The organism is Alcanivorax sp., from assembly GCF_002733835.1.
In the GTDB taxonomy this organism is placed as follows: Bacteria; Pseudomonadota; Gammaproteobacteria; order Pseudomonadales; family Alcanivoracaceae; genus Alcanivorax.
Map to the genome: position 1 here is coordinate 1 of NZ_NVWY01000052.1, position 22,264 is coordinate 22,264.

21 protein-coding genes and 1 pseudogene are annotated in these 22,264 nt (G+C 56.9%); 16 read left to right on the forward strand and 6 right to left on the reverse strand.

Annotated elements, in window-relative coordinates; all coding sequences use genetic code 11:
- Positions 1-66 precede the first annotated feature (66 nt).
- Positions 67-648: a hypothetical protein gene (locus COA55_RS16105; RefSeq protein WP_290502977.1), complete on the forward strand. Its 582-nt coding sequence runs from the start codon at positions 67-69 to the stop codon at positions 646-648.
- A gap of 128 nt (positions 649-776) precedes the next feature.
- Here the strand turns inward: COA55_RS16105 and COA55_RS16110 are convergent, their stop codons facing one another.
- Both COA55_RS16110 and COA55_RS16115 read right to left on the reverse strand, forming a co-directional pair.
- The gene (locus tag COA55_RS16110) at positions 777-1,982 is read right to left on the reverse strand and encodes an IS256 family transposase (RefSeq protein ID WP_063519023.1); all 1,206 of its coding nucleotides are present in this window, start codon (positions 1,980-1,982) and stop codon (positions 777-779) included.
- A gap of 86 nt (positions 1,983-2,068) precedes the next feature.
- Positions 2,069-2,317 (reverse strand): annotated as a pseudogene (locus tag COA55_RS16115) (integrase core domain-containing protein); the annotation flags it as partial.
- Positions 2,318-2,436: 119 nt separating this feature from the next.
- Here COA55_RS16115 and COA55_RS16120 point away from each other — a divergent pair.
- The 5 genes from COA55_RS16120 (at position 2,437) to COA55_RS16140 (ending at position 5,802) form a co-directional block, all read left to right on the forward strand.
- On the forward strand, positions 2,437-3,423 hold the full coding sequence (locus tag COA55_RS16120) for a hypothetical protein (protein WP_063519467.1): 987 nt from the start codon (positions 2,437-2,439) through the stop codon (positions 3,421-3,423).
- A gap of 107 nt (positions 3,424-3,530) precedes the next feature.
- Positions 3,531-3,791 (forward strand): type II toxin-antitoxin system ParD family antitoxin, encoded by a 261-nt coding sequence (locus tag COA55_RS16125; RefSeq protein ID WP_231880430.1) that lies wholly within the window; start codon positions 3,531-3,533, stop codon positions 3,789-3,791.
- Positions 3,792-3,816: 25 nt separating this feature from the next.
- Complete coding sequence (locus COA55_RS16130; RefSeq protein WP_231880571.1) at positions 3,817-4,065, forward strand: type II toxin-antitoxin system RelE/ParE family toxin; 249 nt, start codon at positions 3,817-3,819, stop codon at positions 4,063-4,065.
- Between the two features lie 72 nt (positions 4,066-4,137).
- Positions 4,138-4,791 carry a glutathione S-transferase gene (locus tag COA55_RS16135; RefSeq protein WP_156496935.1) on the forward strand — a complete coding sequence of 218 codons (654 nt, stop codon included), beginning with the start codon at positions 4,138-4,140 and terminating at the stop codon, positions 4,789-4,791.
- 159 nt (positions 4,792-4,950) lie between these two features.
- Positions 4,951-5,802, forward strand: a complete 852-nt coding sequence (locus COA55_RS16140) for an ion transporter (protein ID WP_063519464.1) — start codon at positions 4,951-4,953, stop codon at positions 5,800-5,802.
- A gap of 130 nt (positions 5,803-5,932) precedes the next feature.
- On the opposite strand, the gene COA55_RS16145 is transcribed toward COA55_RS16140, so the two are convergent.
- On the reverse strand, positions 5,933-6,646 hold the full coding sequence (locus COA55_RS16145; RefSeq protein WP_063519463.1) for a hypothetical protein: 714 nt from the start codon (positions 6,644-6,646) through the stop codon (positions 5,933-5,935).
- A gap of 514 nt (positions 6,647-7,160) precedes the next feature.
- Between COA55_RS16145 and COA55_RS16150 the strand changes: the two genes are divergently transcribed.
- Positions 7,161-7,886 carry a zeta toxin family protein gene (locus COA55_RS16150; RefSeq protein WP_063519462.1) on the forward strand — a complete coding sequence of 242 codons (726 nt, stop codon included), beginning with the start codon at positions 7,161-7,163 and terminating at the stop codon, positions 7,884-7,886.
- Positions 7,887-8,220: 334 nt separating this feature from the next.
- Here COA55_RS16150 and fadA read toward each other — a convergent pair whose 3' ends face one another.
- Both fadA and fadB read right to left on the reverse strand, forming a co-directional pair.
- Entirely contained in the window at positions 8,221-9,396 is a 1,176-nt protein-coding gene (gene fadA, locus COA55_RS16155; protein ID WP_063537949.1) for an acetyl-CoA C-acyltransferase FadA, read from the reverse strand.
- 26 nt (positions 9,397-9,422) lie between these two features.
- The gene (gene fadB / locus COA55_RS16160; RefSeq protein WP_063520558.1) at positions 9,423-11,570 is read right to left on the reverse strand and encodes a fatty acid oxidation complex subunit alpha FadB; all 2,148 of its coding nucleotides are present in this window, start codon (positions 11,568-11,570) and stop codon (positions 9,423-9,425) included.
- Positions 11,571-12,022: 452 nt separating this feature from the next.
- Between fadB and recJ the strand changes: the two genes are divergently transcribed.
- The 7 genes from recJ to COA55_RS16195 all read left to right on the forward strand — a co-directional run bounded on the left by recJ (position 12,023) and on the right by COA55_RS16195 (position 20,209).
- Complete coding sequence (gene recJ, locus COA55_RS16165; RefSeq protein ID WP_063520559.1) at positions 12,023-13,741, forward strand: single-stranded-DNA-specific exonuclease RecJ; 1,719 nt, start codon at positions 12,023-12,025, stop codon at positions 13,739-13,741.
- A 333-nt stretch (positions 13,742-14,074) separates the two neighbouring features.
- Positions 14,075-14,359, forward strand: coding sequence for a hypothetical protein (locus COA55_RS16170; protein WP_007148998.1), 285 nt, complete (start codon positions 14,075-14,077; stop codon positions 14,357-14,359).
- A gap of 348 nt (positions 14,360-14,707) precedes the next feature.
- Positions 14,708-15,824 (forward strand): peptide chain release factor 2 gene (gene prfB, locus COA55_RS16175; RefSeq protein ID WP_156497033.1). Its coding sequence is split into 2 segments (ribosomal slippage): positions 14,708-14,779 and positions 14,781-15,824, totalling 1,116 coding nucleotides; the frame shifts between segments, so codons are not numbered across the junction.
- A gap of 99 nt (positions 15,825-15,923) precedes the next feature.
- A complete protein-coding gene (gene lysS / locus COA55_RS16180) occupies positions 15,924-17,435 on the forward strand; it encodes a lysine--tRNA ligase (protein ID WP_290502978.1) in 1,512 nt (503 codons plus the stop codon).
- Between the two features lie 104 nt (positions 17,436-17,539).
- Positions 17,540-18,211: a TetR family transcriptional regulator gene (locus COA55_RS16185; protein ID WP_290502979.1), complete on the forward strand. Its 672-nt coding sequence runs from the start codon at positions 17,540-17,542 to the stop codon at positions 18,209-18,211.
- On the forward strand, positions 18,204-18,920 hold the full coding sequence (gene ung, locus COA55_RS16190) for a uracil-DNA glycosylase (protein ID WP_290502980.1): 717 nt from the start codon (positions 18,204-18,206) through the stop codon (positions 18,918-18,920). The genes COA55_RS16185 and ung overlap by 8 nt, the downstream gene beginning before the upstream one ends.
- Positions 18,921-19,090: 170 nt before the next feature.
- A complete protein-coding gene (locus COA55_RS16195) occupies positions 19,091-20,209 on the forward strand; it encodes an enoyl-CoA hydratase/isomerase family protein (protein ID WP_290502981.1) in 1,119 nt (372 codons plus the stop codon).
- Between the two features lie 203 nt (positions 20,210-20,412).
- On the opposite strand, the gene COA55_RS16200 is transcribed toward COA55_RS16195, so the two are convergent.
- Positions 20,413-21,360: a folate-binding protein gene (locus COA55_RS16200; protein WP_290502982.1), complete on the reverse strand. Its 948-nt coding sequence runs from the start codon at positions 21,358-21,360 to the stop codon at positions 20,413-20,415.
- A 151-nt stretch (positions 21,361-21,511) separates the two neighbouring features.
- Here COA55_RS16200 and COA55_RS16205 point away from each other — a divergent pair, with 151 nt between their 5' ends.
- The gene (locus tag COA55_RS16205; protein ID WP_063521270.1) at positions 21,512-21,772 is read left to right on the forward strand and encodes a succinate dehydrogenase assembly factor 2; all 261 of its coding nucleotides are present in this window, start codon (positions 21,512-21,514) and stop codon (positions 21,770-21,772) included.
- Positions 21,738-22,133 carry a hypothetical protein gene (locus tag COA55_RS16210; protein ID WP_290502983.1) on the forward strand — a complete coding sequence of 132 codons (396 nt, stop codon included), beginning with the start codon at positions 21,738-21,740 and terminating at the stop codon, positions 22,131-22,133. The genes COA55_RS16205 and COA55_RS16210 overlap by 35 nt, the downstream gene beginning before the upstream one ends.
- The last annotated feature ends 131 nt before the right edge of the window (positions 22,134-22,264 follow it).

The window sequence follows — 22,264 nt, forward strand, 5'->3', positions numbered from 1 at the left end:
CAGGAGTAAAGGAACGTCGTTTTCTGGTCATCTGGCACCTCGATTAAGGTGGTAACTTTACCACCTATGTTGGTGTCCGGATTCATTAGACCACTACATTTTGTCTTGTCTTCTCTTGTTCAATTTAGCACTGATTCGGCTTTTGAATACCTTGATGGAATAGAGATTAAACGTGTTCTCAGGCTTGTCGGGGTCCCTGATGAGTTTTCTTTAAGAGTTTTGGAAGATTTGTGTAGGTTTCGTTTTATACATACGGCATCACACGATAAGCCAAGTTTTAAATCTAACTTCTATCCAAGTCGTCTTGGGGGCTACATTGTACGAGAGTTGATCGGCAATGTTACCTTTGTTGAAAATGTATTGATGGATACCTTTATATCTTGTGATGAAACTTGGGTGAAGCTTTCTGATCTTGGTAAAGAAGCGAGCAATGCTTCTGGTGATGTCGTCCATCGGCTTGAGTTGAGAATGGAGAAGGTTAGTGTTTTTTATGACTACATCGAAGCCCTGTATTCTGTTCTCCTTGGTGAGGCTCACAAACGAAGTGTGCCAAAAGAATGGAAAACAAATCCCTTTGAGAACGGCAGGCTAAAGTTATCTGAAAACTCCAGTAAGGCTATAGCCTCAGCTAAAAGAAACTATGGATGACCGTGAACACGAGGGTTAGGTCTTGCCCCGTGCTCTAATGCTCGCCTTTTGAAGCTAGGGTCAGGTGTACAGTGATGGTTATCACCTGACAGGAGGGTGTTCAAAACTCTGTGTCACAGCCAGCAGCCTCACAGGCTGATGTATTTGTCCAGGCGCTCGGGGAAGTGGATGGCCATCTGTGACAGCGTCAGATTCCAGTTCTGCACCGGGTGGGTCCAGCGCTCGGATGCCTTGAGTATACCGGCATAGAGCAGCTTCAGTAAGGCGTTCTCACTGGCGAAGCCACCCTTGGTCTTTGTCAGCTTGCGGAACTGGCGATGTACGGCCTCCACGGCATTGGTGGTGTAAATCGCAGTACGGACGTAATCAGGGTATTTGAAGTAGGCTGACAGGGTTGGCCACTTTTCCCGCCAGGACTTGATTACCATCGGGTATTTCTCGCCCCACTTGGCTTCCAGTTCATCGAGTGCGATTTCTGCGGCGTTCAGCGTTGCAGCCTTGTAGACGGGCTTCAGGTCGGCCATGAAGGCTTTCTGGTTTTTCGAGGCAACATACTTCAGTGAGTTACGGATCTGGTGAATCACGCAATGCTGGATTTCCGTTTTCGGGTAAATGCTCTCGATGGCTTCAGGGAAGCCTTTCAAGCCATCCACGCAGGCGATCAGGATATCCTTGACGCCACGGTTGTAGAGGTCTGTCAGCACGGTTAACCAGTGGTGGGCACCTTCCTGATCAGAGAGATAAAGACCAAGCAGCTCCTTCTTGCCCTCGATGTTCAGGGCAAGAATGGTGTAGATAGCCTTGCTGACGTAACGGCCGTTTTCTCTAATTTTGTAGTGAATGGCGTCAAGCCAGACAATCGGATAGATGGCTTCAAGATCACGCTCTCGCCACGCCTGTAGCTCTGGCAGGAGTTTGTCGGTGATGGCATTGATGGTGCCGTTGGACAGCTCGATATCATACATCTCGACAATGTGGGCGCGGATGTCCTGGTAGCTGTTGCCGAGGGCAAACAGGGCAATGATCTTGCGCTCCAACTCATCGGTCAGATGCGTCTGGTGTTTCTTGATAAGCTGGGGTTCGAAGGTACCGCTGCGGTCTCGGGGCGTTTTAAGTTCAAAGCTGCCGGCGGGGCCTTTCATGGTCTTACTGGTCGTGCCATTCTTGCGGTTCGGCGCGGTCTCTTCTGTAAGATGATTGTCCAGCTCGGCTTGCATCGCGGCTTCTGTGAGCTGCTTGATCAGCGGCGTGAGAATGCCGTCTTTGCCGGTCAGGTCTTTGCCTTCCTGTAGGGCCTTGAGAGCAGCATCAATGTCGAATGTGGGTTTGGTCATGTATCACCTCTTTGGTGTGTAGATTAAAGAAGTGACACAGAATTCTGAACACTACCCCTGACAGTCGCCCTCGACAGAGCCCTTATTTAAACAGCTTTTTCAGCAGCTTTCCTCTTGTCGTTTTTTGGGGTGTTGGGCAGCCCTTTTTTGAACACCGAGTAAGGCGTTTGCCCGTTCATATTGCGGCCCTGATGTGGCCGTTTTTCGTTGTAGTATTTGAGGTAGATGTCGAGGTCAGTCTGCATCTCCTCGACGCCTTCGTACCACTTGGTTCGCCCCTGGATACGGAAGTGCTCATCGAGCAAGGTGCGGTGCAAACGCTCCACGTAACCGTGAACAACAGAAGGACACCCACCAATTAGCAAATCTCTCACGCGCCTGATGGCCATTATCTGATGACTTGCTGTCCATAAGGACAGTATGGTTTAAGTCATGGATCAGCATGGAGGCGACCATGACTCGAGCGCGTTATCAGCAGATTTCCCTTGAGGAAACGCCGTATTACCACTGTATTTGCCGTTGTGTACGCAGGGCTTTCTTGTGTGGGCGGGATCATTACTCTGGTCAGGATTATGAGCATCGCAGGCAATGGGTGGTGGAACGCCTGGCGACGCTGGTTGAGGTGTTTGCGATAGATCTGTGCGCCTATGCGGTGATGTCGAACCATTACCATTTGGTGTTGCGAGTGGATCGGGGCAGGGCGGACGCCTGGTCATGTCGTGAGGTGGCGGCGCAGTGGATGCGGCTGTTTTCCGGGCCGCCGTTGGTTCAGCGATGGCTGCGCGACGAGACCTGTGAAGCGGAAACCCTGAAAGCCCTGGAGGTCGTTGAGCAATGGCGCTGCCGGTTATATGACCTGGGCTGGTTCATGCGCTGTCTGAACGAGCATCTGGCCCGGCGGGCCAACGAAGAGGACGGCTGCAAGGGCCGTTTCTGGGAAGGGCGCTACAAAAGCCAGGCGCTGCTGGACGAGAAGGCGGTGCTTGGCTGCATGGCGTATGTGGATCTTAACCCTGTTCGTGCCGGCATGGCCGCGACACCCGAAGCTTCTGACTTTACTTCTCTCCAGCAGCGAAGCCGCGCTGTCCAGAAACTGCCTTCCACTGACAAGCTCCCGGCGCTGTTGCCCATGGTGGATGCAGAGCATATCGAAACGGATGACGATGCCACCGTGTGCCGTATGCGGTTGATGGATTATCTGGTGTTGGTTGATGCCACTGGCAGGGCTGTGCGGGCAGATAAAAGGGGAGCCATTGATGGTGCTGCGGCGAATATTCTTGAGCGCATGGGTATTGATGAGCGCGCCTGGTTGAAACACATGGGGCCCCGGAAGCGGAGAGCCCCGTTGGCACTGGGGCCGATAGCGAAGGTGAAGGCCTTTGCGGAGGCGACGGGGCGGCGTTGGATTGCCGGGCAGAATACCCCCTGGGCCCTTGGATAAAGCTGGGAGCCTTCAGGGTTGCCGCGGATAAGCGGCGTTGTCTTCGTGTTGGGCGCAATTATACTACTAGGTAGGATAGTTGCGCTTGAGAGAGGTGTGAGATGGGGATGGTGAAGAAGAGTATTACGGTGACAGATCAGCAAGATAGCTGGATCAAGACCCAAATCGAGAGCGGGCATTACGGGAATGAGAGTGAAGTGGTTCGCGAGTTGATTCGTGAGCGCCAACTGCGAGAGCAGGAAACGGAGCGCGAGCTGGAAGTGATTCGTGCGAAATTACGGGAAGCTGAGCGCAGTGGGCTCACGGAGCCGAGCCCTGCGGAACTGCTGAAAGAGATCCAGGACGGATTGGGAAGGGATGAGGTATAGACTCAACGATGCGGCCAAAAGGGATGTGGCTCGAATTTATTGGCGTGGCGTCGAAGCATTTGGTGAAGAGCAGGCGGTCCGATATTTTAAAACGCTAATGGCGCGCTTTGATGTGATCGCGCAATCACCATACCGCTTCCCCGCCGTTGACCATGTTCAGAAAGGGTATCGGCGTAGTGTCTGTGGCGTGGACAGCATTTATTACCGTCTGAATGGAAGAACGGTTGAGATCATGCGGGTGCTTGGTCGCCAGGATGCCAAAGGCAACCTTTGAATTTCATTTAAAGAATTAAATTTATGGGTGTCCCTGCTTGAAGGACCCCTTTTTCAGTTGTGCAATATCGCTATGACGACTCCATCTAATTGTCTATATTCCTTTCGCCGTTGCCCCTATGCCATGCGCGCCCGCCTGGCCATTTTGTTCGCTGGTTTGCAGGTTGAGTTGCGGGAAGTGACCCTGAAAAACAAGCCTGCGCAGATGCTGGCGATAAGCCCTAAAGGCACCGTGCCGGTTTTGCTGCTGGCCGATGGTGCTGTGATTCAAGAAAGCCGGGACATCATGGTGTGGGCGCTGGAGCAGCAGGATCCACAGGGGCTGTTAGACGCAACGGTTCTGGATCAGGCCAATGCGCTGATTGAGCAAAACGATAATGAGTTCAAGTATTGGCTGGACCGCTATAAATACGCCGACCGCCATGTGGAGATGACTCAGACAGAGTATCGGCAACGGGGAGAGGGCTTTCTTCGGGTCCTGGAGGCGTTGCTGGAGAGCCGCGCTTACTTGCTTGGGGATGATCCGACCATCGCGGATATTGGTGTTATGCCGTTTGTCCGCCAATTCGCCCATGTCGATCGCGATGTATTTAGCCAGCTGCCTTACCCGAATCTGCAGCGGTGGTTACAGGGCTGGTTGGAGCACCCACTCTTTCTGCAAACCATGATCAAGCTGCCGGTATGGCAGGAAGGCGATGAGGTGGTGGTGTTTCCTGCTCGCCCCTGAGTGATGTCCGAGGCTGAGCCGGTCTCACCCCGTGCGTTAACCCGCTCGCAAAGGGCGCTAGAGCATCGATCGACCGGCCCGCTTGCCCGACCGTACGCTATCAATACCCATGGACAGATCAGGTATACTCGCGGCTTTTATCTCGTTGGGTGATGTTTCATGCAGGCCTCGTCTTCTTCCGTTCCCTCTTATGGCTGGCGCCAGCGTCTGACCGTTTGGCTTGAGTCCTCGTTATTCGCGAACAGCATTACCGCGCTGATTCTCCTGAACGCCATTATCCTCGGGGTGGAAACCTCCGCGGTGGCCCAGGAGCGGGCAGGGCAGTGGCTCACTCTGGTGAATCAGGTGATTCTGGTGGCGTTTACGGCAGAGATCGCGCTCAAGCTGGTGGCTTTTGGCCCGCGCTTTTTCCGCTCCGGCTGGAATGTGTTTGATTTCCTGATCGTCGCCATTTCCCTGGCGCCAGCCTCCGGGCCACTGGCTATCTTGCGAAGTCTGCGCATTCTGCGGGTGCTGCGCCTGCTGTCATCGGTGAAGCGGCTGCGCATGTTGGTGGAATCGCTGATGCAGGCGTTGCCCGGTATCGGCTGGACGGCGGCGCTGCTGCTGATGATGTTCTACATTTTTGCGGTGATGGGCACGGAGCTGTTCGGTGAGGCGTTTCCACAGTGGTTTGGCACGCTGGGCGCCAGCATTTATAGCCTGTTCCAGATCATGACCCTGGAAAGCTGGTCCATGGGGATCGCCCGGCCGGTGATGGAGGTGTACCCCATGGCCTGGATCTTCTTTGTGCCCTTTATTTTGATTTCCAGCTTTATGGTGCTGAACCTGTTTATTGCCATCATTGTGAGCGCGACTCAGGAAGTACACGAAAGCGAGCAGCGCGCCGAGCGGGAAGCCAACAATCTGGTTGCCCACGATGAGCGCCAGGAAATGCTGGACCTGATGCGCACCATGCACGCAAAAATCGTGGCACTGGAAGCGGCCCAACAGAACAAGGCCGATTCATAACTCCACCTGTGGCGGCGCCAGGGTCGCCACTGATGGTCAGGCAGGTCTGCACCGTATCGCTGCCTGGCCGAATCTCCCGCCCTTTGCTTCGTTGAGTGCGGCTTGGCCTGCTAGCTCGTCTGCGCTTCCTTTACCGCATTCCCGCCTCCTGAAAAGGCGATGACGACGTGATGTTTGAGGCGTTGAGCTGTTCCACAATCTTCTTGAGCTTGTGGCGCTGCCTCATGGAGGTGAGCTGTTTGGTGTCCCAGGAGGCGGGGCTGAGAGAGAATTCACTGGCGTTGTAGGCCAGATCGAAGCCGCGTTCGGCGCCGATGGGTTTGTTCTCGGGGCCGTAGATGCCGATGAGCCGCAGGGTCAGGTGGGTGAACTCCAGATCACCTTTGGGCATGTGCCCGTCCATCTTGATGCCCTCACAGCGGGCGATGCGCTCAACCAATTCCTTGAAGGTGCCGATATGGGAGAAGCCTCCCGGTTTAATGGGGCCCTGGCGCGTGTTCTCCGACACATTCACTGCGCCTGAAGCGGGATTGTGTCTCTCCGGGTTTTCGTCGCCCTTGTTGTACTCCTGCTCGAAATCCGTCACGTCCATGGTGATGGTGCCCTGGGAGGTATGAAGTTCGGCGATGATGTATTGCACGAAAACGGATTCGGCGCTCATGTTGCTGATCAGGCAGAGCGCATTGATGTCCTTGTTGCGCCCACGGTTAATGATCAGGCGCGGGCTGCGTTGCCGGCGAAAACCCAAATAGAGGAGTTGTGCGTAAACGATCCAGATAACCAGTGAGCTGAAACTGGCGACGACAGAAAGGATTTTTTGATGCTGTGCAATCCAGTCAAGCATGAAGGCTTCCTCCTTGATGCAGGCTGATCGCGCGTTGCCGTCTTGCCCTCTGGGTGGAGAAAGCAGCGCTCGCGCGAATACGCGACTTGAATGATGCTCTGTTGTCGGCGGCGCTTCAGCCTGTTCTGGTGACAGAACCGTTACTGTACCGAAGGCACGGTGGGGGAGACGAGGGGCAGAAAGGCCCGGTTATGCAGAACAGGCCAGTCTGGTGTTAAAAAAAGAAAAACCCCGGCGGGTAAGCCGGGGTTTTTTGTTTCCAGTCCTGCCCTTATTCGTGCGTCGGAAATCAGCATCCGGGCCTGAGCCGGGATTGCCTGGCCGGTGCCCCAGCACGATGGTGACGCTGTTCGGGCTAATTTTTTCTTCCACCTTTTTAGCAGCTTCAGACCCTTTGTCTCCGGGAGAAGGGGTTGCGAACGCTTCGCCCAGTTGCAAATACTGCTGGTCTTGATTAGTTACTATATGCTGATCATATTGACAGTGCCTCTACTGTTCTGGAGCTATCAGATATATGACGAAGCAACTCAGTAAAGAAGAGCTTGAACTTCAGGAGGAAGCGATAGCTTTTGCCAGAAAGCACAAGAAAAAAATTGGTCAGCGTCTTACTGATACGTCCCGGTTTGTGCCGGAGAAGGAACCGGTAACGGTGTTCATGGCTGGCTGCCCAGGCGCGGGCAAGACTGAAGCGTCGATAGAGCTAATTGATAGCGTCAAGGATGGTGGTGGTGAAATTCTTAGGATTGACCCGGATGAGCTTAGATCGGAGCTGCCGGGCTATACCGGGGATAATTCCTGGTTATTTCAGGGTGGAGTCTCAATTTTGGTAGAAAAGGTCCTCGATTTGGCGTTAAAGCAGCGTCAGACCTTTTTGTTGGACGGTACTTTGGCCCGGTTTGAAGTGGCGCGACGCAATATTGAGCGGTGTTTAAATAAAGGGAGGTTTGTGCAAATTCTCTATGTTTACCAGGAGCCTTTACAGGCATGGGAGTTTGTCCAAGCCCGTGAGACTAGCGAGGGGCGACGAATACTGCCAGAAGACTTTATAAATCAGTACTTTACTGCCAGAGATGCAGTGAACATGCTCAAAGAAGCGTATCCGGATATTCGGGTTGATTTGCTACTAAAGAACCGGGATGGCTCCCACCGATTTTACAAAGCGAATGTGGAGCGAATTGACAACTATATTCCTGAGAAATATAGTCGCGCGGACCTTGAGCGCATGCTTGGACTGGACTAGGGTGGAAACATGTTGAAGAAATCTCCCCCGGTCGTGGAATCGACCCCTTTTTCTGACTTCATCCGAAACGCCTCCTCAGCGGAGCGTAAGCGGGTGTACGGTCGTGTGCTGAAAAAGGCCTCAGAGCGTCAGAATCGCCTTGTTGAGGAAGCAGCCAAGGCTGACTAGTTCAAGTCTCTGTTCAACTTTCCTTATAAAGAAAAACCCCGGCGGGTAAGCCGGGGTTTTTTGTTTCCAGTCCTGCCCTTGTGAGGCGGGCCGGAAATAGGGTGCCGGGCCTGAGCGCCGGAGCACGTCCGGCGTCCGGCGTCAGGCTTCGGGCGTCAGGCGTTTATCAAACCCGCTCGATCACGGTAGCGATACCCTGACCCAGGCCGATACACATGGTGGCAAGACCGATTTGGCCGTCTTTCCATTCCATGACGTTCAGCAGGGTGCCGGTGATACGTGCACCGGAGCAGCCCAGCGGGTGACCCAGGGCGATGGCGCCGCCGTTCAGGTTCACTTTCTCTTCCATCTTGTCGATCAGCTTCAGGTCCTTGGCCACCGGCAGGGACTGTGCAGCGAACGCTTCGTTCAGTTCTACATAGTCGATGTCGTCGATGGTCAGGCCAGCACGCGCCAGGGCTTTCTGGGTGGCCGGTACCGGACCGTAACCCATGATGGCAGCGTCACAACCGGCAACGGCCATGGAGCGGATCTTGGCGCGGGGCTTCAGGCCCAGAGCCTGGGCACGCTCGGCGCTCATCACCAGCATGGCGGAGGCACCGTCAGACAGGGCAGAGGAGGTGCCGGCAGTGACGGTACCGTTGGCCGGATCGAAGACCGGACGCAGTTTCTGCATGTCTTCGATGCTGGCGCCAGGACGGATCACTTCGTCAATTTCGCACAGCACTTTGTGGCCGTTCTGGTCGTGGCCTTCGATCGGCACGATTTCGTTTTTCCAGCGACCTTCCTGGGTGGCTTCCCACGCCAGTTTGTGGGAGCGAACACCGAAGGCGTCCTGCTGCTCACGGGTGATGCCGTGCATTTTGCCCAGCATTTCCGCGGTCAGGCCCATCATGTTGGATGCCTTGGCAGCCACTTTGGACATTTCCGGGTTCAGGTCGATGCCGTGATCCATGGCCACGTGGCCCATGTGCTCTACACCACCGATCACAAATACATCGCCGTTGCCGGTCATGATGCTTTGTGAGGCGGAGTGCAGTGCCTGCATGGAAGAACCACACAGACGGTTCACGGTTTGTGCAGCGCTGGTGCGCGGCAGACCGGCCAGCATGGAGATGTTTCGGGCGATGTTCATGCCCTGTTCTTTGGTCTGGTTTACACAGCCCCAAATCACATCTTCAGTAAGCTGGGTGTCCCAGTTCGGGTTACGGGCCATCAGCGCCTGGATCAGCTGGGCTGACAGTTTTTCGGCACGCACGTGACGGAACTGGCCATTACGGCTCTTGCCCATGGGGGTACGGACCGCATCGACGATGACGACGTCTTTAGGATTCAAACTCATATCTCTTACTCCTGCTTGTCCGTGGCTTAGGCGAAGAAAGACTCGCCCTTGGCGGCCATGTCTTTGAGCATCTGCGGTGCTTCGTAGATGCCACCCAGGTGCGCGTACTTGTCACACAGCGCGACGAATTCTTTAACGCCAACACTGTCGATGTAACGCAGCGGACCGCCACGGAAGGGAGGGAAGCCGATGCCGTAGATCATGGCCATGTCGGCCTCGGCAGCGGAACCTACGATGTTGTCTTCCAGGCAGCGAACAGTTTCGGTGCACATGGGAATCATCATGCGGGCAATGATTTCGTCCGCATCGAATTCCTGGGTGTCCGCAACGTGCGGCTTGATCAGTTCGTAGGTGGACTCGTCGACAACCTTTTTGGTTTTGCCTTTCTTGTCCAGCTCGTACTTGTAAAAGCCGATGCCGTTCTTCTGGCCGTAACGCTCGTTTTCGAACATCACGGTAGACACATCTTTGAAGTCGTACTGCATGCGCTCGGGGAAGCCTTCCGCCATGACCTGGGCCGCGTGAACACCGGTGTCGATGCCAACCACGTCCATCAGGTACGCCGGGCCCATGGGCCAGCCGAATTTCTGCATCACTTTGTCCACGGCCTGGAAGTCGGCACCGTCGCGCATCAGCATGCCGAAGCCGCCGAAGTAGGGGAACAGTACACGGTTAACCAGGAAGCCGGGGCAGTCGTTAACCACGATGGGAGTTTTGCCCATTTTCTGGGCGTAGGCCACCAGGGTGCCAACGGTTTCGTCGGAGGTCTTCTCGCCACGGATCACTTCCACCAGCGGCATCATGTGCACCGGGTTGAAGAAGTGCATGCCGGCGAAGTCTTCCGGACGCTTCAGGGCTTCAGCCAGTTTGGTGATGGAAATGGTGGAGGTGTTGGAGGCCAGCACGGTGCCCTCGGTCACTTCGCCTTCCACTTCCGCCAATACGGACTGCTTGACCTTCTGGTTCTCAACAACCGCTTCAACCACCACGTTCACGTTGGCGAAGTCGCCGTAGTTCAGGGTCGGGCGGATGGAGGACAGCACTTCGGCCATTTTGGCCGGCTTCATTTTCTTGCGCTCAACACGCTTGGTCAGCAGTTTGCTGGCTTCGCTCATGCCCAGGTCCAGCGCCTTGTCGGCGATGTCCTTCATGATGATCGGAGTGCCTTTGGAGGCAGACTGGAAGGCGATGCCGCCACCCATGATGCCCGCGCCCAGTACTGCAGCCTGGTTGATTTCCTTGGAGGCCTTGGCAGTTTTGCCGTTGACCTTTTTCACTTGCTGGTCTGCCAGGAACAGGCCGACCAGGCAAGTTGCCTGTGAAGACTTGGCCACTTTGGCGAAGCCTTTGGCTTCCACTTCCAGTGCCTTGTCGCGGTTCATGCCACCGTGCTTCTGCATGGTGTTCACGGCCGCTACCGGTGCCGGGTAGTTCTTGCCAGCCTGGCCCATCACCATGGCGGTGCAGGTCTGGAAGGCCATCATGTTTTCCATGGGCGGTAGTTTCAGCGGCTCAAGCTTCTCGGCGCGCTTGGCGCGGAAGTCGATCTTGCCGGCCAGGCACTGCTTGACCAGATCGATGGCCGCGTTTTGCAGTTCGTCGGGGGCAACAACGGCGTCGGCTACGCCTACGCTCAGTGCTTTGTCAGCCTTGTGCTGGCCGCCTGCGGCGATCCACTCAACTGCGTTGTCCACACCGATCAGGCGGGGCAGACGCACGGTACCGCCGAAGCCCGGGTACAGGCCCAGCTTCACTTCTGGCAGACCGACCTGTGCTTTTTCGCTCAGCACGCGGAAATCTGCGGCCAGGCACATTTCCAGGCCGCCACCCAGGGCGATGCCGTTAACGGCTGCCACTTTGGGAATGTCGAGATCTTCAAAAGCGTTGAAGACTTCGTTGGATTTCAGACACCAGCCGGCGATTTCGTCTTCCGGCAGTTTGAACATGTCTGTGAATTCGGTGATGTCGGCGCCAACAATGAAAACCCCTTTGCCGGAAGTCACGATCAGGCCTTTGATGTCGCTGTTACCTTTAACAGCTTCCACAGCCTTACCGAGATCTTCCACGGTTTCCTGATTGAACTTGTTAACGGACTCGCCCTGAAGGTCAAACTTCAGTTCGGCGATGCCGTCGTCAAGCAGTTGTACGCTTACGGCGTTGCCTTGATAGATCATAGCTTCTGCTCTCCAGTCCCAAAGTACGCGGTTTAAATGACCGCTTTGGTGTGCCCCAGGCCCCGAAATTCGGGGTGGGCGCGTCGTTTACATGGCATTCATGTGAGTGTTTGCTTACATAAACGACGAAACTCGTAGGCCCGCAAGTATAGGGAAGCGGGATGACTTTTTTAGCCCTAATTTGTGACTATCTGGTCGTGGTGGTGATTGCGGGGTACCGTATGGCGAAAATTTCATCACTTGCTCCTTGTGTTCGTGCTGTTAGGGCGGCGCCGTGGCAGACTGCCGGTCTGGTGCCGCCCCGGCTCGCCGGGGGCATTCATGATGCAAGCATCATTTCCCACAAACTTCGCGCCCTCTCAGAAAGGCAGAGGTTTTGTGGGAAGTCATGCTTGCATGACGAATACCCGGCCTGGCCAGAACCCCTGACTCACCGAGCCCCATTCATGCCCATGGACAAACCCAGCTTGCCCAAGATCACCCGCCGGCCGCAGCACACGCCGGACTGGCCCGATGTGCCGCCCATGCTGGCGCGGATTCTGGCCGGGCGAGGGGTGACCGATCCGGCGCAACTGAACCTGGGCCTGAAACGTCTGCCGCATCCTGAGCAGTTCACTGGTTTGCGTGGGGCTGTGACGTTGCTTTTACAAGGGCGAACAGACCACTGGCGCATCTGCATTGTGGGCGACTACGACGCGGACGGTGCCACGGCCACCACGCTGATGGTGCGAGGCCTGGAGCGGCTGGGTTATCCGCGCCCGGATTTCCTGGTGCCGGACCGGTTTGAATACGGCTATGGATTGTCGCCGGCCATCGTGGACCTGGCCAAAGAGCTGTATGAGCCGGACCTGATCATCACCGTGGATAACGGCATTGCCAGTGTGGATGGGGTGGCTGCTGCACGCGCCCAGGGTATGCGAGTCCTGATTACCGACCACCATCTGCCCGGCGACACCCTGCCGGAGGCGGATGCGCTGGTGAACCCGCGTCTGCCCGGTTGTGAGGATTTCCCCGCCACGAATTTGGCGGGGGTCGGAGTGGCATTTTATCTGTTGATGGATCTGCAGCGGGCGTTGCGCGAGCAGGGCGTTACCGCCAGCGCGCCGATTACCGATCTGCTGGACCTGGTGGCGCTGGGCACGGTGGCCGATGTGGTGGTGCTGGACGATGCCAACCGGGTGTTGGTGGAGCAGGGCCTGAGGCGGATTCGTGCGGGTAAGGGGTGCCCAGGCATCCGCGCGTTGCTGCAAGTGGCCGGGCGCGATCCCAGCCGGGTCTTGGCGGCGGATATGGGTTTCGCAGTGGGGCCACGCCTGAACGCAGCGGGGCGGCTCACCGATATGACTCAGGGCATCGCCTGCCTGCTGGCGGAAACCGATGCCGAAGCCACCGAGATGGCTCAGGACCTGGACACCATCAACCGGGAGCGCCGCTCCATCGAGCACGGCATGCGCGATGCGGCCATGGAAGAGGTGGCCCGGCTGGATGCGGATAACCTGCCCGCGGGCCTGTGCCTGTATGGCAAGGAATGGCATGAAGGGGTGGTGGGCATTCTTGCTTCGCGGGTAAAGGAAGCGATTCACCGGCCGGTGATTGCCTTTGCCCCGGCCCAGCAGCGCGGCCAATTGAAGGGCTCGGGCCGTTCGATTCCCGGCTTGCACCTGCGCGATGCGCTGGATGCGGTGGCCACAGCTAATCCCGGGCTGCTGAGCAAATTCGGTGGTCACGCCATGGCGGCGGGCCTCTCGCTGGAGCTGGAAAAGCTGGACGCGTTCAAGGCGGCGTTCGAAAAAGCGGTGGGCGAGCTGTTGTCTCCAAAAGCGCTGGAGCGCATTGTGGAAACGGACGGCGAGCTGGAAGACCACGAGCTGTCGCTGACCAATGCCGAATTGCTCAGCCACCGTTTTCCCTGGGGGCAGGGGTTCCCGGCCCCCAGTTTTGATGGCGAATTCGAGGTGCTCAAGTACCGCATCGTCGGCGAACGCCACCTGAAACTGACCCTGGGCCTGCCCGGCGTCAGCGGGGTGATTGATGCCATTCATTTCAATGTGGCGGTGGACGCGCTGCCCAGTCGTATCAGCAAGGTGCGCGGGGTGTATCGCCTGGAGGTCAACGAATTCCGTGGCCAGCGCAATCCCCAGCTGCTGTTCGAGCATCTGATTCCGCTTTGATCGGTCTGATGCGGTGGGAATGTCGGATTACGGCTACGCCTAATCTGACCTACAAAACCAACCAGCTCCCCGTGACTATGTAGGTTGAATTAGCCTGAAAGGCGTAATCCAACATTGGGCCTGGAATCAAAACCGCTTTATGTTCCCCCCATCGACTCCTGCAAAATTGTCGACAATGCTGTCGGCGGCCCCGGTTTTTGCTAGCATTGCGCTTCGCGCTCGACACCGGGTGCCTGTTTTACCAGGGTGCGGCCCAAAAGGCCGTGCCGGCATTGACTGCGCGGGGTGGCTATCGTCCACCGCCGTGTTGTGTCCTTAACGGAGGGGACTCAAATGAAGACCATACACAAGCACCGCCTGAAGGTGGTCAACGAAGTGCAGGAGTTACGCCTGCCCGAAGAAGGCAAGGTACTGCGGGTGGATTACATCCCCCAGGAAGCGGTGATTTTCATGTGGGTGGAAGTGGACGCGGACACCGTGATCGACACTCCGAAAGAAGTGCGCACCTTCAAGGTGTTCACCACTGGCTCGGGCATTCCCAACAATGCCAGCTATATCGGCACCACCATCGATAACATGAAGGGCGAGGCTCACCACGTTTACGAGTTGAGAGACTGACGTAGGTGTGTCCGGGGCCTCGACAAAGCCGCTGTAGGAGTTCCTCTTGAGGGACGAATCCGAGCCTTGGCGAGGAAACAGGCGATGCGGGTGTCACCTGATCATTCTGTAGATCCCGGTTGCTCTGCTGCTCCGAACCGAATCCGGGGCAGACTCTGCGGAGGATTTCCACGCTGACGCGTGGTTCGTCCCTCAAGAGGAACTCCTACAGCGGCTTCGTTATAAACGTGCGGGTCGACGTTCCTGCGGAGCGGGGAGGCTCTGACCCTCGTCAGCCAACCCGCAAACCGTTAGACTGCGCTGTTTTCCGCATATCAATTTGCCAAGCACTTATTCTAGAGAGACGTAATGGAAGTCAATCCGCTGCGAACCCACCTTTCCAACCTGTCTGAGCGTGTCGAAGCGCTTAGGGGGTATCTTTGACTACGATCAGAAGAGTGAACGTCTGACCGAAGTCGAGCGCGAGCTTGAAAACCCGGATGTCTGGAGCGATCCGGACTATGCCCGGGCCCTGGGCAAGGAACGGGCCCAGCTGGAAATGGTTGTGAACACCATCAACGATGCCTCCCAGGGAGTGGAAGACACCTCCGCCCTGTTAGAGCTGGTGGTGGAAGAGGGGGATGAAGACACTCTCTCGGAAGTGGAAAGCGACCTGCGTGATCTGGAAAAAATGGTGGCGGATCTGGAATTTCGTCGCATGTTCTCCGGGCAGATGGATGCCTGTAACGCCTATCTGGATATCCAGGCCGGTTCCGGTGGCACCGAGGCCCAGGACTGGGGCGAGATGATGCTGCGCATGTACCTGCGCTGGGGCGAGGCCCACGGTTTCAAGACCGAGCTGGTGGAAGCGTCCGCCGGTGATGTGGCCGGCATCAAGTCTGCCACTATCCGTTTCGAAGGCGAGTACGCCTACGGCTGGCTGCGTACTGAAACCGGCGTGCACCGGCTGGTGCGCAAGAGCCCGTTCGATTCCGGCGGCCGCCGTCATACCTCGTTCAGCTCGGTGTTCGTGTCCCCGGAAGTGGACGACGATATTGATGTGGATATCGACGTGGGCAGCATGCGGGTGGATACCTACCGGGCCTCCGGCGCGGGTGGTCAGCACGTTAACCGGACCGATTCGGCGGTTCGCCTGACCTATGAATACACTGATGATGGTGGCGAGAAGCACACCCTGGTGACCCAGTGTCAGAGCGGGCGTAGCCAGCACCAGAACAAGGATCAGGCCCTGAAGATGATGCAGGCCAAGGTCTACGAACTGGAAATGCAGCGCCGCAACGCGGAAAAACAGGTACAGGAAAGCAACAAGTCGGATATTGGCTGGGGCAGCCAGATCCGCTCCTATGTACTGGATGATGGCCGTATCAAGGATCTGCGCACTGGCGTTGAGAGCCACAATACCCAGCAGGTATTGGACGGCGCGCTGGATCAGTTTATCGAAGCCTCCCTGAAAGCGGGATTGTGATTGCTACGCTGGACGCCTGATGCCTGGCGCCAGACGCTACCCACAACGCGTCTGGCGCCAGGCATCGGGTGGCTGGCGCTTTACCGGAAGCACTGAGTTATGAGCCAAGACAACACCACACAGAATGTCGACGCCTCGCAGCAAGCCGCTGCCGAAAACCGGCTGATCGCTGAGCGCCGTGCCAAGCTGACCGAACTGCGCGAACACGGCAATCCGTTCCCGAACCATTTCCGCCGGGATTCCCTGGCCGCCGACTTGCAGGCGCAGTATGGCGAGTTCACCAAGGAAGAGCTGGAAGAGAAGAATATTCAGGTGGCGGTGGCCGGTCGCATGATGCTGGACCGCAAAGCCTTCAAGGTGCTGCAGGACATGTCCGGCCGCATTCAGATTTTTGCACCCAAGGATGAAACCCGCGATGTGCGCAAAGAGACCAAGAGCTGGGATCTGGGCGATATCATCGGGGTGCGCGGTACGCTGTGCAAATCCGGCAAGGGCGATCTGTATGTGATGATGGATGAGTACCTGCTGCTCACCAAGTCACTGCGTCCGCTGCCCGAGAAACACAAGGGTTTGACTGACACCGAGGCTAAATACCGCCAGCGTTATGTGGACCTGATCGTCAACGAGGAGACGCGCAAGGCGTTCCAGATTCGCGCCAAGATCGTGGCCGGAATTCGTAACTTCCTGGTGCAAAAAGACTTTGTGGAAGCCGAAACCCCGATGCTGCAGGTGATTCCCGGCGGCGCTACCGCGCGCCCCTTTATCACCCATCACAACAGCCTGGATCTGGACATGTACCTGCGCATTGCGCCGGAACTGTACCTGAAGCGGCTGGTGGTAGGCGGCTTCGAGAAGGTATTCGAGATTAACCGTAACTTCCGTAATGAAGGCCTTTCCACCCGGCATAACCCGGAATTCACCATGCTGGAGTTCTATCAGGCCTACGGTGATTACCACGACCTGATGAACCTGACCGAGGAGATGCTGCGCACCCTGGCGGAGACGGTGCTGGGTACAACGGACGTGGCGTATCAGGGTGATGTGTACGATTTTGGTAAACCTTTTGCGCGGATGACGGTATTCGATTCCATTTTGCATTTTAATCCGGATATGGATGCCGCCAAGCTGGCGGATGAGCAAGGTGCCCGTGAAATTGCTACTGGCCTGGGTATTCCTCTCAAGGGCGGCTATGGCTTGGGCAAGGTGCAGATCGAGATCTTCGAAAAGACGGTGGAACACCGTTTGAAGGATCCGACCTTTATTACCGAATACCCCACCGAGGTGTCGCCCTTGGCGCGCCGCATGGACGATAACCCCTTTGTTACCGAGCGGTTTGAGTTCTTTGTGGGTGGCCGTGAAATTGCCAATGGTTTCTCCGAGTTGAATGACGCGGAAGACCAGGCCGAGCGTTTCCGCCAGCAGGTGGAAGAGAAAGCGGCCGGTGATGATGAGGCCATGTTCTACGACGAGGACTATGTGGTCGCGTTGGAGCACGGCTTGCCGCCGACGGCCGGGGAGGGCATCGGCATTGATCGTCTGGTAATGTTGTTTACAGATGCGCCGTCTATTCGAGACGTTATTCTGTTCCCGCATATGCGGCCTCAGGGCTGATAAAGGCGGTTTTTTCAGGCGCCATTTGCGCCTGCCGCCCTTGCGGGATTGAAGTCGGGAGAGCGACACAAATTTAGGGCTGACAACAAAGGCTGGCTGTGTCCATGACAAGTGCAATTCAGTACCAGGGAAGAAAAGCGCGCCGCACGGGTAGCGAGCAGCGTCGACAGGCAATTCTTGAGGCCTCGCTCAGTATTATTGTGCGCGAGGGTATTCGTGCCGTTCGCCACCGGGCGGTTGCCCGTGAAGCGGAAGTGCCCCTTTCGGCGACCACCTATTACTTCAAGGATATCTCCGATCTGATCGCGGATACCTTCACGTTGTTCGCCGAGCGGGCAATGAAGGAAGTGATCGAGCCGTTCAAGGAGCAGGCCTTTGGGCTCATGTCGCAGTTTTCCCGCGATAGCCTGGCAGACCCGCAAGAGCGGGACCGGCTGGTGAAGTTGCTGGCGCAAATGATGGCGGCCTTTATTGTGGATGAGCTGCAGAATCGCCGCGACCATGTGGTGGCCGAGCAGGCGTTTATTCAGGAAGCAATTCTGGATGCCCGGCTGCGTGAACTGGCGGACATGTACCTGCGCCAGCATGTGGAAACGCTGACCATGGCCTGCGAACTCTTTGGCTGCAAAGAACCAAAGCTGGACGCGGAGTTAATCTTCGCCACCTTCCTGACCATCGAACAGCGCTTGCTGGTACACCCGGAAAAAATCTCCCAGGATTTTGTCGAGAAGCGCATGTACAACATGCTGGATAAAGTCGTTCCCCACCATGGCTGATGTGGATCCCGCGAACACCTCGGGTGGCAAGGGCGTGCCGTTAGAGCCCGGCTGGCAACAGCATTTGGCGGGCGAATTCGAGCAGGATTACATGGCGCAACTGCGTGCCTTCCTGGCAGAGCAGAAGCGTGCGGGGAAAACGGTTTTCCCGCCGGGGCCGGATATTTTCAACGCCTTTAACCTGACGCCCTTTGAGCAGGTAAAGGTAGTAATCCTGGGGCAGGACCCTTATCACGGTCCAAACCAGGCCCATGGCCTGTGCTTTTCCGTTCAGCACGGCGTAAAGACGCCGCCGTCACTGGTGAATATCTACAAGGAAATTCACCGGGATCTGGGCTTCGAGATTCCTTCCCATGGCAACCTGACCCATTGGGCTGAGCAGGGTGTACTGTTGCTCAATGCGGTGCTTACTGTCGAGGCCGGGCAAGCTGCTTCGCACCAGAAGCAGGGGTGGGAGAGGTTTACCGATGAAGCCATCGAGCAGCTGAATCGTGATCGTGATGGCTTGGTGTTTTTGCTTTGGGGCAGCCATGCCCAGAAGAAAGGTCGCCTGATCGATCGCGACAAGCACTGCGTGCTCTCTGCCCCGCACCCTTCACCGTTATCTGCGTACCGTGGTTTCCTCGGTTGTGGCCATTTCTCCCGCGCGAATCAATACCTGCTTCAGCAGGGAAAAACGGCTATTGATTGGTCGGTGCCTGAAAATTAACAATTAATAATGAATAGTTAATAGCTGCGCGGTTGGTCACCTCGGTCTTTTCGAGTCCTGGGGCCGCGCCTATAGCATGAACGCGACTTCAGACGTGCTGAATAGATGGGGTGGCCCGCGCAAATGATTAACTGTTAATTATTAACTATTCACTGCTTTATGGAGTCGTTGTGTCTGACTGCGTGTTGTTTTCCGAAATCGAAACCCGTTGCGGCCGAGTGATCGCCCGCGCCACCCTGAATGCCCCCAAATCCCTGAACGCGCTAAGCCTGGAGATGATCCAGTTGCTGAGCGAGAAGCTGGATGCCTGGGAAAAGCGTTCTGATGTGGTGGCGATCTGGCTGGATGGTGCTGGTGGCAAGGCGCTCTGCGCGGGCGGTGATATCGTGCAAATGCACAAGTCCATGGTGAAACACGCGGGCGAAGGCCGTAATCCGTTCACCGAAGAATATTTCGCGGCGGAATATGTGCTGGATTATCGGCTGCACACCAGTGCCATCCCGGTCATCGTTTATGGCGATGGCATTGTCATGGGGGGCGGTATGGGCCTGTTACAGGGTGCCGACTTCCGCCTGGTCACGCCGCGTTCGCGCATGGCCATGCCGGAAATCACCATCGGCCTGTTCCCGGATGTGGGGGGCAGCTGGTTCCTGAATCGTCTGCCCGGTCGGGTAGGGCTGTTCCTGGGGCTCACCGGGGTACACATCAACGGTCGCGAAGCGGTAGAAATTGGCATGGCGGACCGCATGGTGGATGCTGATGCTGACAGTTTGCTGAATGCGCTGGCCGAGCAGGGTTTCGCTGATGATGAAGCTGAAAATCGCGCGGTGATGTACCGCTTGTTCAAGCAGCAGGCGGCGGACATGAGTGATCTGCCTCATCCGTTGATCGACCATTTGCCGTTGATCAACCGTCTGTGTGATGGCGAAAGCATTGTGGTGGTTACTGAGCAGCTGCTGAACGTGAAAGAGCGTGACCGCTGGCTGGACAAGGCGCTGGGTAACCTGGAGCGCGGTTGCCCGCAAACCGCCCACCTGGTGTGGGAGCAGCTGGATCGCTCTACCTATTACGATCTGGCTGAGGTGTTCCGCATGGAGTGGTGCCTGGCTGTGCAGTGTTCCTTGCACGGGGATTTTCGCGAAGGGGTGCGGGCCTTGTTGATCGACAAGGACGGCAAGCCCGGTTTCCGCCATCGTGATGTGGCGTCGGTGCCGAAAGATTACATCGATAGTTTTTTCCGTTGTCCGGCGCCGAAGCATCCACTGGCGGATCTGGGTAAGACCCGGTAATCCCGGAAACACACAACAAAAAAGGCGCTTCGGCGCCTTTTTTTTTTAGGAAGGGGGGCGGTTGGGGTAGGTCGAATTAGCCGAAGGCGTAATCCGACAGCCGACCTGGCAATCGAGCCTACCGATGTGCCGGATTACGCCTTTCAGGCTCTCTGTGCCCTTGGGTGAATTCGACCTACGAGAGCGTGTGCGCTCCGTGGGTCTTAATCTTTCCAGGGCAATGCATAGGGCAGGGTGCCGAGCTGGCTGTTTAGCGGTTGCTCGTCCTTGAACAGTACGCCGTCGGTATCGCGGCGCAGCACTACCAGCGCACTGCGCCCGGCATGATTGCGGGCGCTGCTGACCACTTCACCGGCAGCCTTGCCGTCGCTGTTGCGAAGCGTCTCACCGGGTGCCAGGTCCAGCTCGGCGGTGTAATCAATGCGCTGCATGCGCTGCTTGAGTTTGCCCTTGAAGTGCATGCGCGCGACCACTTCCTGGCCGGTGTAGCAGCCTTTCTTGAAATTCACCCCGGCGGTGACGTCGTAGTTGAGTACCTGGGGCAGAAACAGGTCTTCCGCGCCGGGGTAAATCATCCCTTCGCCTGCGTCGATGTCGGCTTGCCGCCAGCCGTTGGCATTGGTGGCGGTACGGTCCTGAACGAGCACGGTCCAGACGGATTCGGCCTGTTCGGTGTCGGTGATCAGCAGGGCGTGATCCGTATTGGGGTAGCGCAACCAGAGACCCTGGCCGTTACGTCCGCTCTGGCCGGGTTCGGGCGAGGTGGCTGGCAAGGCGCCGCTCAGCCCTATTATCACCGCCTGCTCGTCGACCTGAAATTCCACCTTGGCGCGCAGACGGTACTTCATCAGCGACTTGATCACCGCCTCGCTTTGCCCGGCGGGGCAGAGCATCAGGTAGTCATCACCGTCTCGCACGATGCGTACGCTGACCAGCCCGCGGCCTTTCAGGCTCAGGTGCATGCCGGTGAGGTGGCTGCCGTTATCCACTTCGTGCAGGTCGCAGGAAAGCTGGCCTTGCAGGTAATGGCCTGCCTCGTCACCGTGGGCGCGGATGACGGCCAGGTGGTCGCATTGACTCAATGTCGCTGCATTATCCGTCGCGGCGTGGTCGGCCAGGGATTGGGCGGCAATAAACTCGGACCAGCTCATGGGGCTCCTGTCATTGTAACGTGTGACTTGGTGTGCGACTCCGGGGGAGTCGAGAAATCATCAGGCATGATAGATAATGCGCGCACAGCCTGAAAGCCATAGGTGGTAATTGGCGCAAGACGCCGGAGTTTCTGATCAGGATAGTGCAGAAATGAGTAATGAAGACCTGAAACGTAAATATCGCTGGCAGTGCCGTCGGGGCGCGTCGGAAGTGGAGGTGGTGCTGTATGGCTACCTGGATAATCACTTCGATGCGGAACCGGCGGAGCGCCAGGCCCAGTTCGCTACCTTGCTGGCCTGTGAGGATGCGGACATGTTCGAGTGGTTTACCTACCGCAGTGAGCCTGCGGACCCGCAGTTAAACGAGTATGTGCGCCATGTCCTCGGCCTGGTCTCCGCGAAGAAAGGTTGAGCTCGCCGCTTCCCGCTATCCGGCGCGCCTGCGCTGGTTGGCGGCGTTGCTGGTGGTGCCGGCCATTGTGCTGTCGCAATTGCCGGGCTGGGCCATGTTGCTGTTGCTCGGGGCGCTGGTCGTGTTGGTGCGGGGCTGGCGCCTTCCCCAGCCGGTGGCATTGGAACTGCACGCGCAGACGTTGACGGTAACGGGCCAGCACACTCAGGTGATGGAGCGCCCTCTGCGGGTTATTCGCCATGGCCCCTGGCTGGCCATGCAAACGCCGAAGGGCTGGTTACATGTGTTCGAGGACCAGGCGCCGGTGGCAGAGTTGCAGCCGTTTTATCAGTGGTTATGGACCAATAGGGAACACAGTTGACAGTTGATAGTGGACAGTTAACAGCTAAAACCCTGGAATGCCCCGGAAAAAGTAGACACCTTCATTTGGAGAGAAGGTGTCATGAAATACAAAGCCAAGCGCTACTTCAGCGATGATTTCAAACGCGAGGC

What these genes read in the sequence shown, in the direction of transcription:
- COA55_RS16200 (WP_290502982.1), bottom strand. Translation starts at nt 21,360, where the DNA reads ATGAGCTGGTCCGAGTTTATTGCCGCCCAATCCCTGGCCGACCACGCC.
- COA55_RS16185 (WP_290502979.1), top strand. Translation starts at nt 17,540, where the DNA reads ATGACAAGTGCAATTCAGTACCAGGGAAGAAAAGCGCGCCGCACGGGT.
- COA55_RS16135 (WP_156496935.1), top strand. Translation starts at nt 4,138, where the DNA reads ATGACGACTCCATCTAATTGTCTATATTCCTTTCGCCGTTGCCCCTAT.
- COA55_RS16125 (WP_231880430.1), top strand. Translation starts at nt 3,531, where the DNA reads ATGGTGAAGAAGAGTATTACGGTGACAGATCAGCAAGATAGCTGGATC.
- COA55_RS16150 (WP_063519462.1), top strand. Translation starts at nt 7,161, where the DNA reads ATGACGAAGCAACTCAGTAAAGAAGAGCTTGAACTTCAGGAGGAAGCG.
- recJ (WP_063520559.1), top strand. Translation starts at nt 12,023, where the DNA reads ATGGACAAACCCAGCTTGCCCAAGATCACCCGCCGGCCGCAGCACACG.
- lysS (WP_290502978.1), top strand. Translation starts at nt 15,924, where the DNA reads ATGAGCCAAGACAACACCACACAGAATGTCGACGCCTCGCAGCAAGCC.
- fadB (WP_063520558.1), bottom strand. Translation starts at nt 11,570, where the DNA reads ATGATCTATCAAGGCAACGCCGTAAGCGTACAACTGCTTGACGACGGC.
- COA55_RS16120 (WP_063519467.1), top strand. Translation starts at nt 2,437, where the DNA reads ATGACTCGAGCGCGTTATCAGCAGATTTCCCTTGAGGAAACGCCGTAT.
- COA55_RS16210 (WP_290502983.1), top strand. Translation starts at nt 21,738, where the DNA reads ATGTCCTCGGCCTGGTCTCCGCGAAGAAAGGTTGAGCTCGCCGCTTCC.
- ung (WP_290502980.1), top strand. Translation starts at nt 18,204, where the DNA reads ATGGCTGATGTGGATCCCGCGAACACCTCGGGTGGCAAGGGCGTGCCG.
- COA55_RS16140 (WP_063519464.1), top strand. Translation starts at nt 4,951, where the DNA reads ATGCAGGCCTCGTCTTCTTCCGTTCCCTCTTATGGCTGGCGCCAGCGT.
- COA55_RS16145 (WP_063519463.1), bottom strand. Translation starts at nt 6,646, where the DNA reads ATGCTTGACTGGATTGCACAGCATCAAAAAATCCTTTCTGTCGTCGCC.
- COA55_RS16110 (WP_063519023.1), bottom strand. Translation starts at nt 1,982, where the DNA reads ATGACCAAACCCACATTCGACATTGATGCTGCTCTCAAGGCCCTACAG.
- COA55_RS16170 (WP_007148998.1), top strand. Translation starts at nt 14,075, where the DNA reads ATGAAGACCATACACAAGCACCGCCTGAAGGTGGTCAACGAAGTGCAG.
- COA55_RS16105 (WP_290502977.1), top strand. Translation starts at nt 67, where the DNA reads ATGTTGGTGTCCGGATTCATTAGACCACTACATTTTGTCTTGTCTTCT.
- fadA (WP_063537949.1), bottom strand. Translation starts at nt 9,396, where the DNA reads ATGAGTTTGAATCCTAAAGACGTCGTCATCGTCGATGCGGTCCGTACC.
- COA55_RS16205 (WP_063521270.1), top strand. Translation starts at nt 21,512, where the DNA reads ATGAGTAATGAAGACCTGAAACGTAAATATCGCTGGCAGTGCCGTCGG.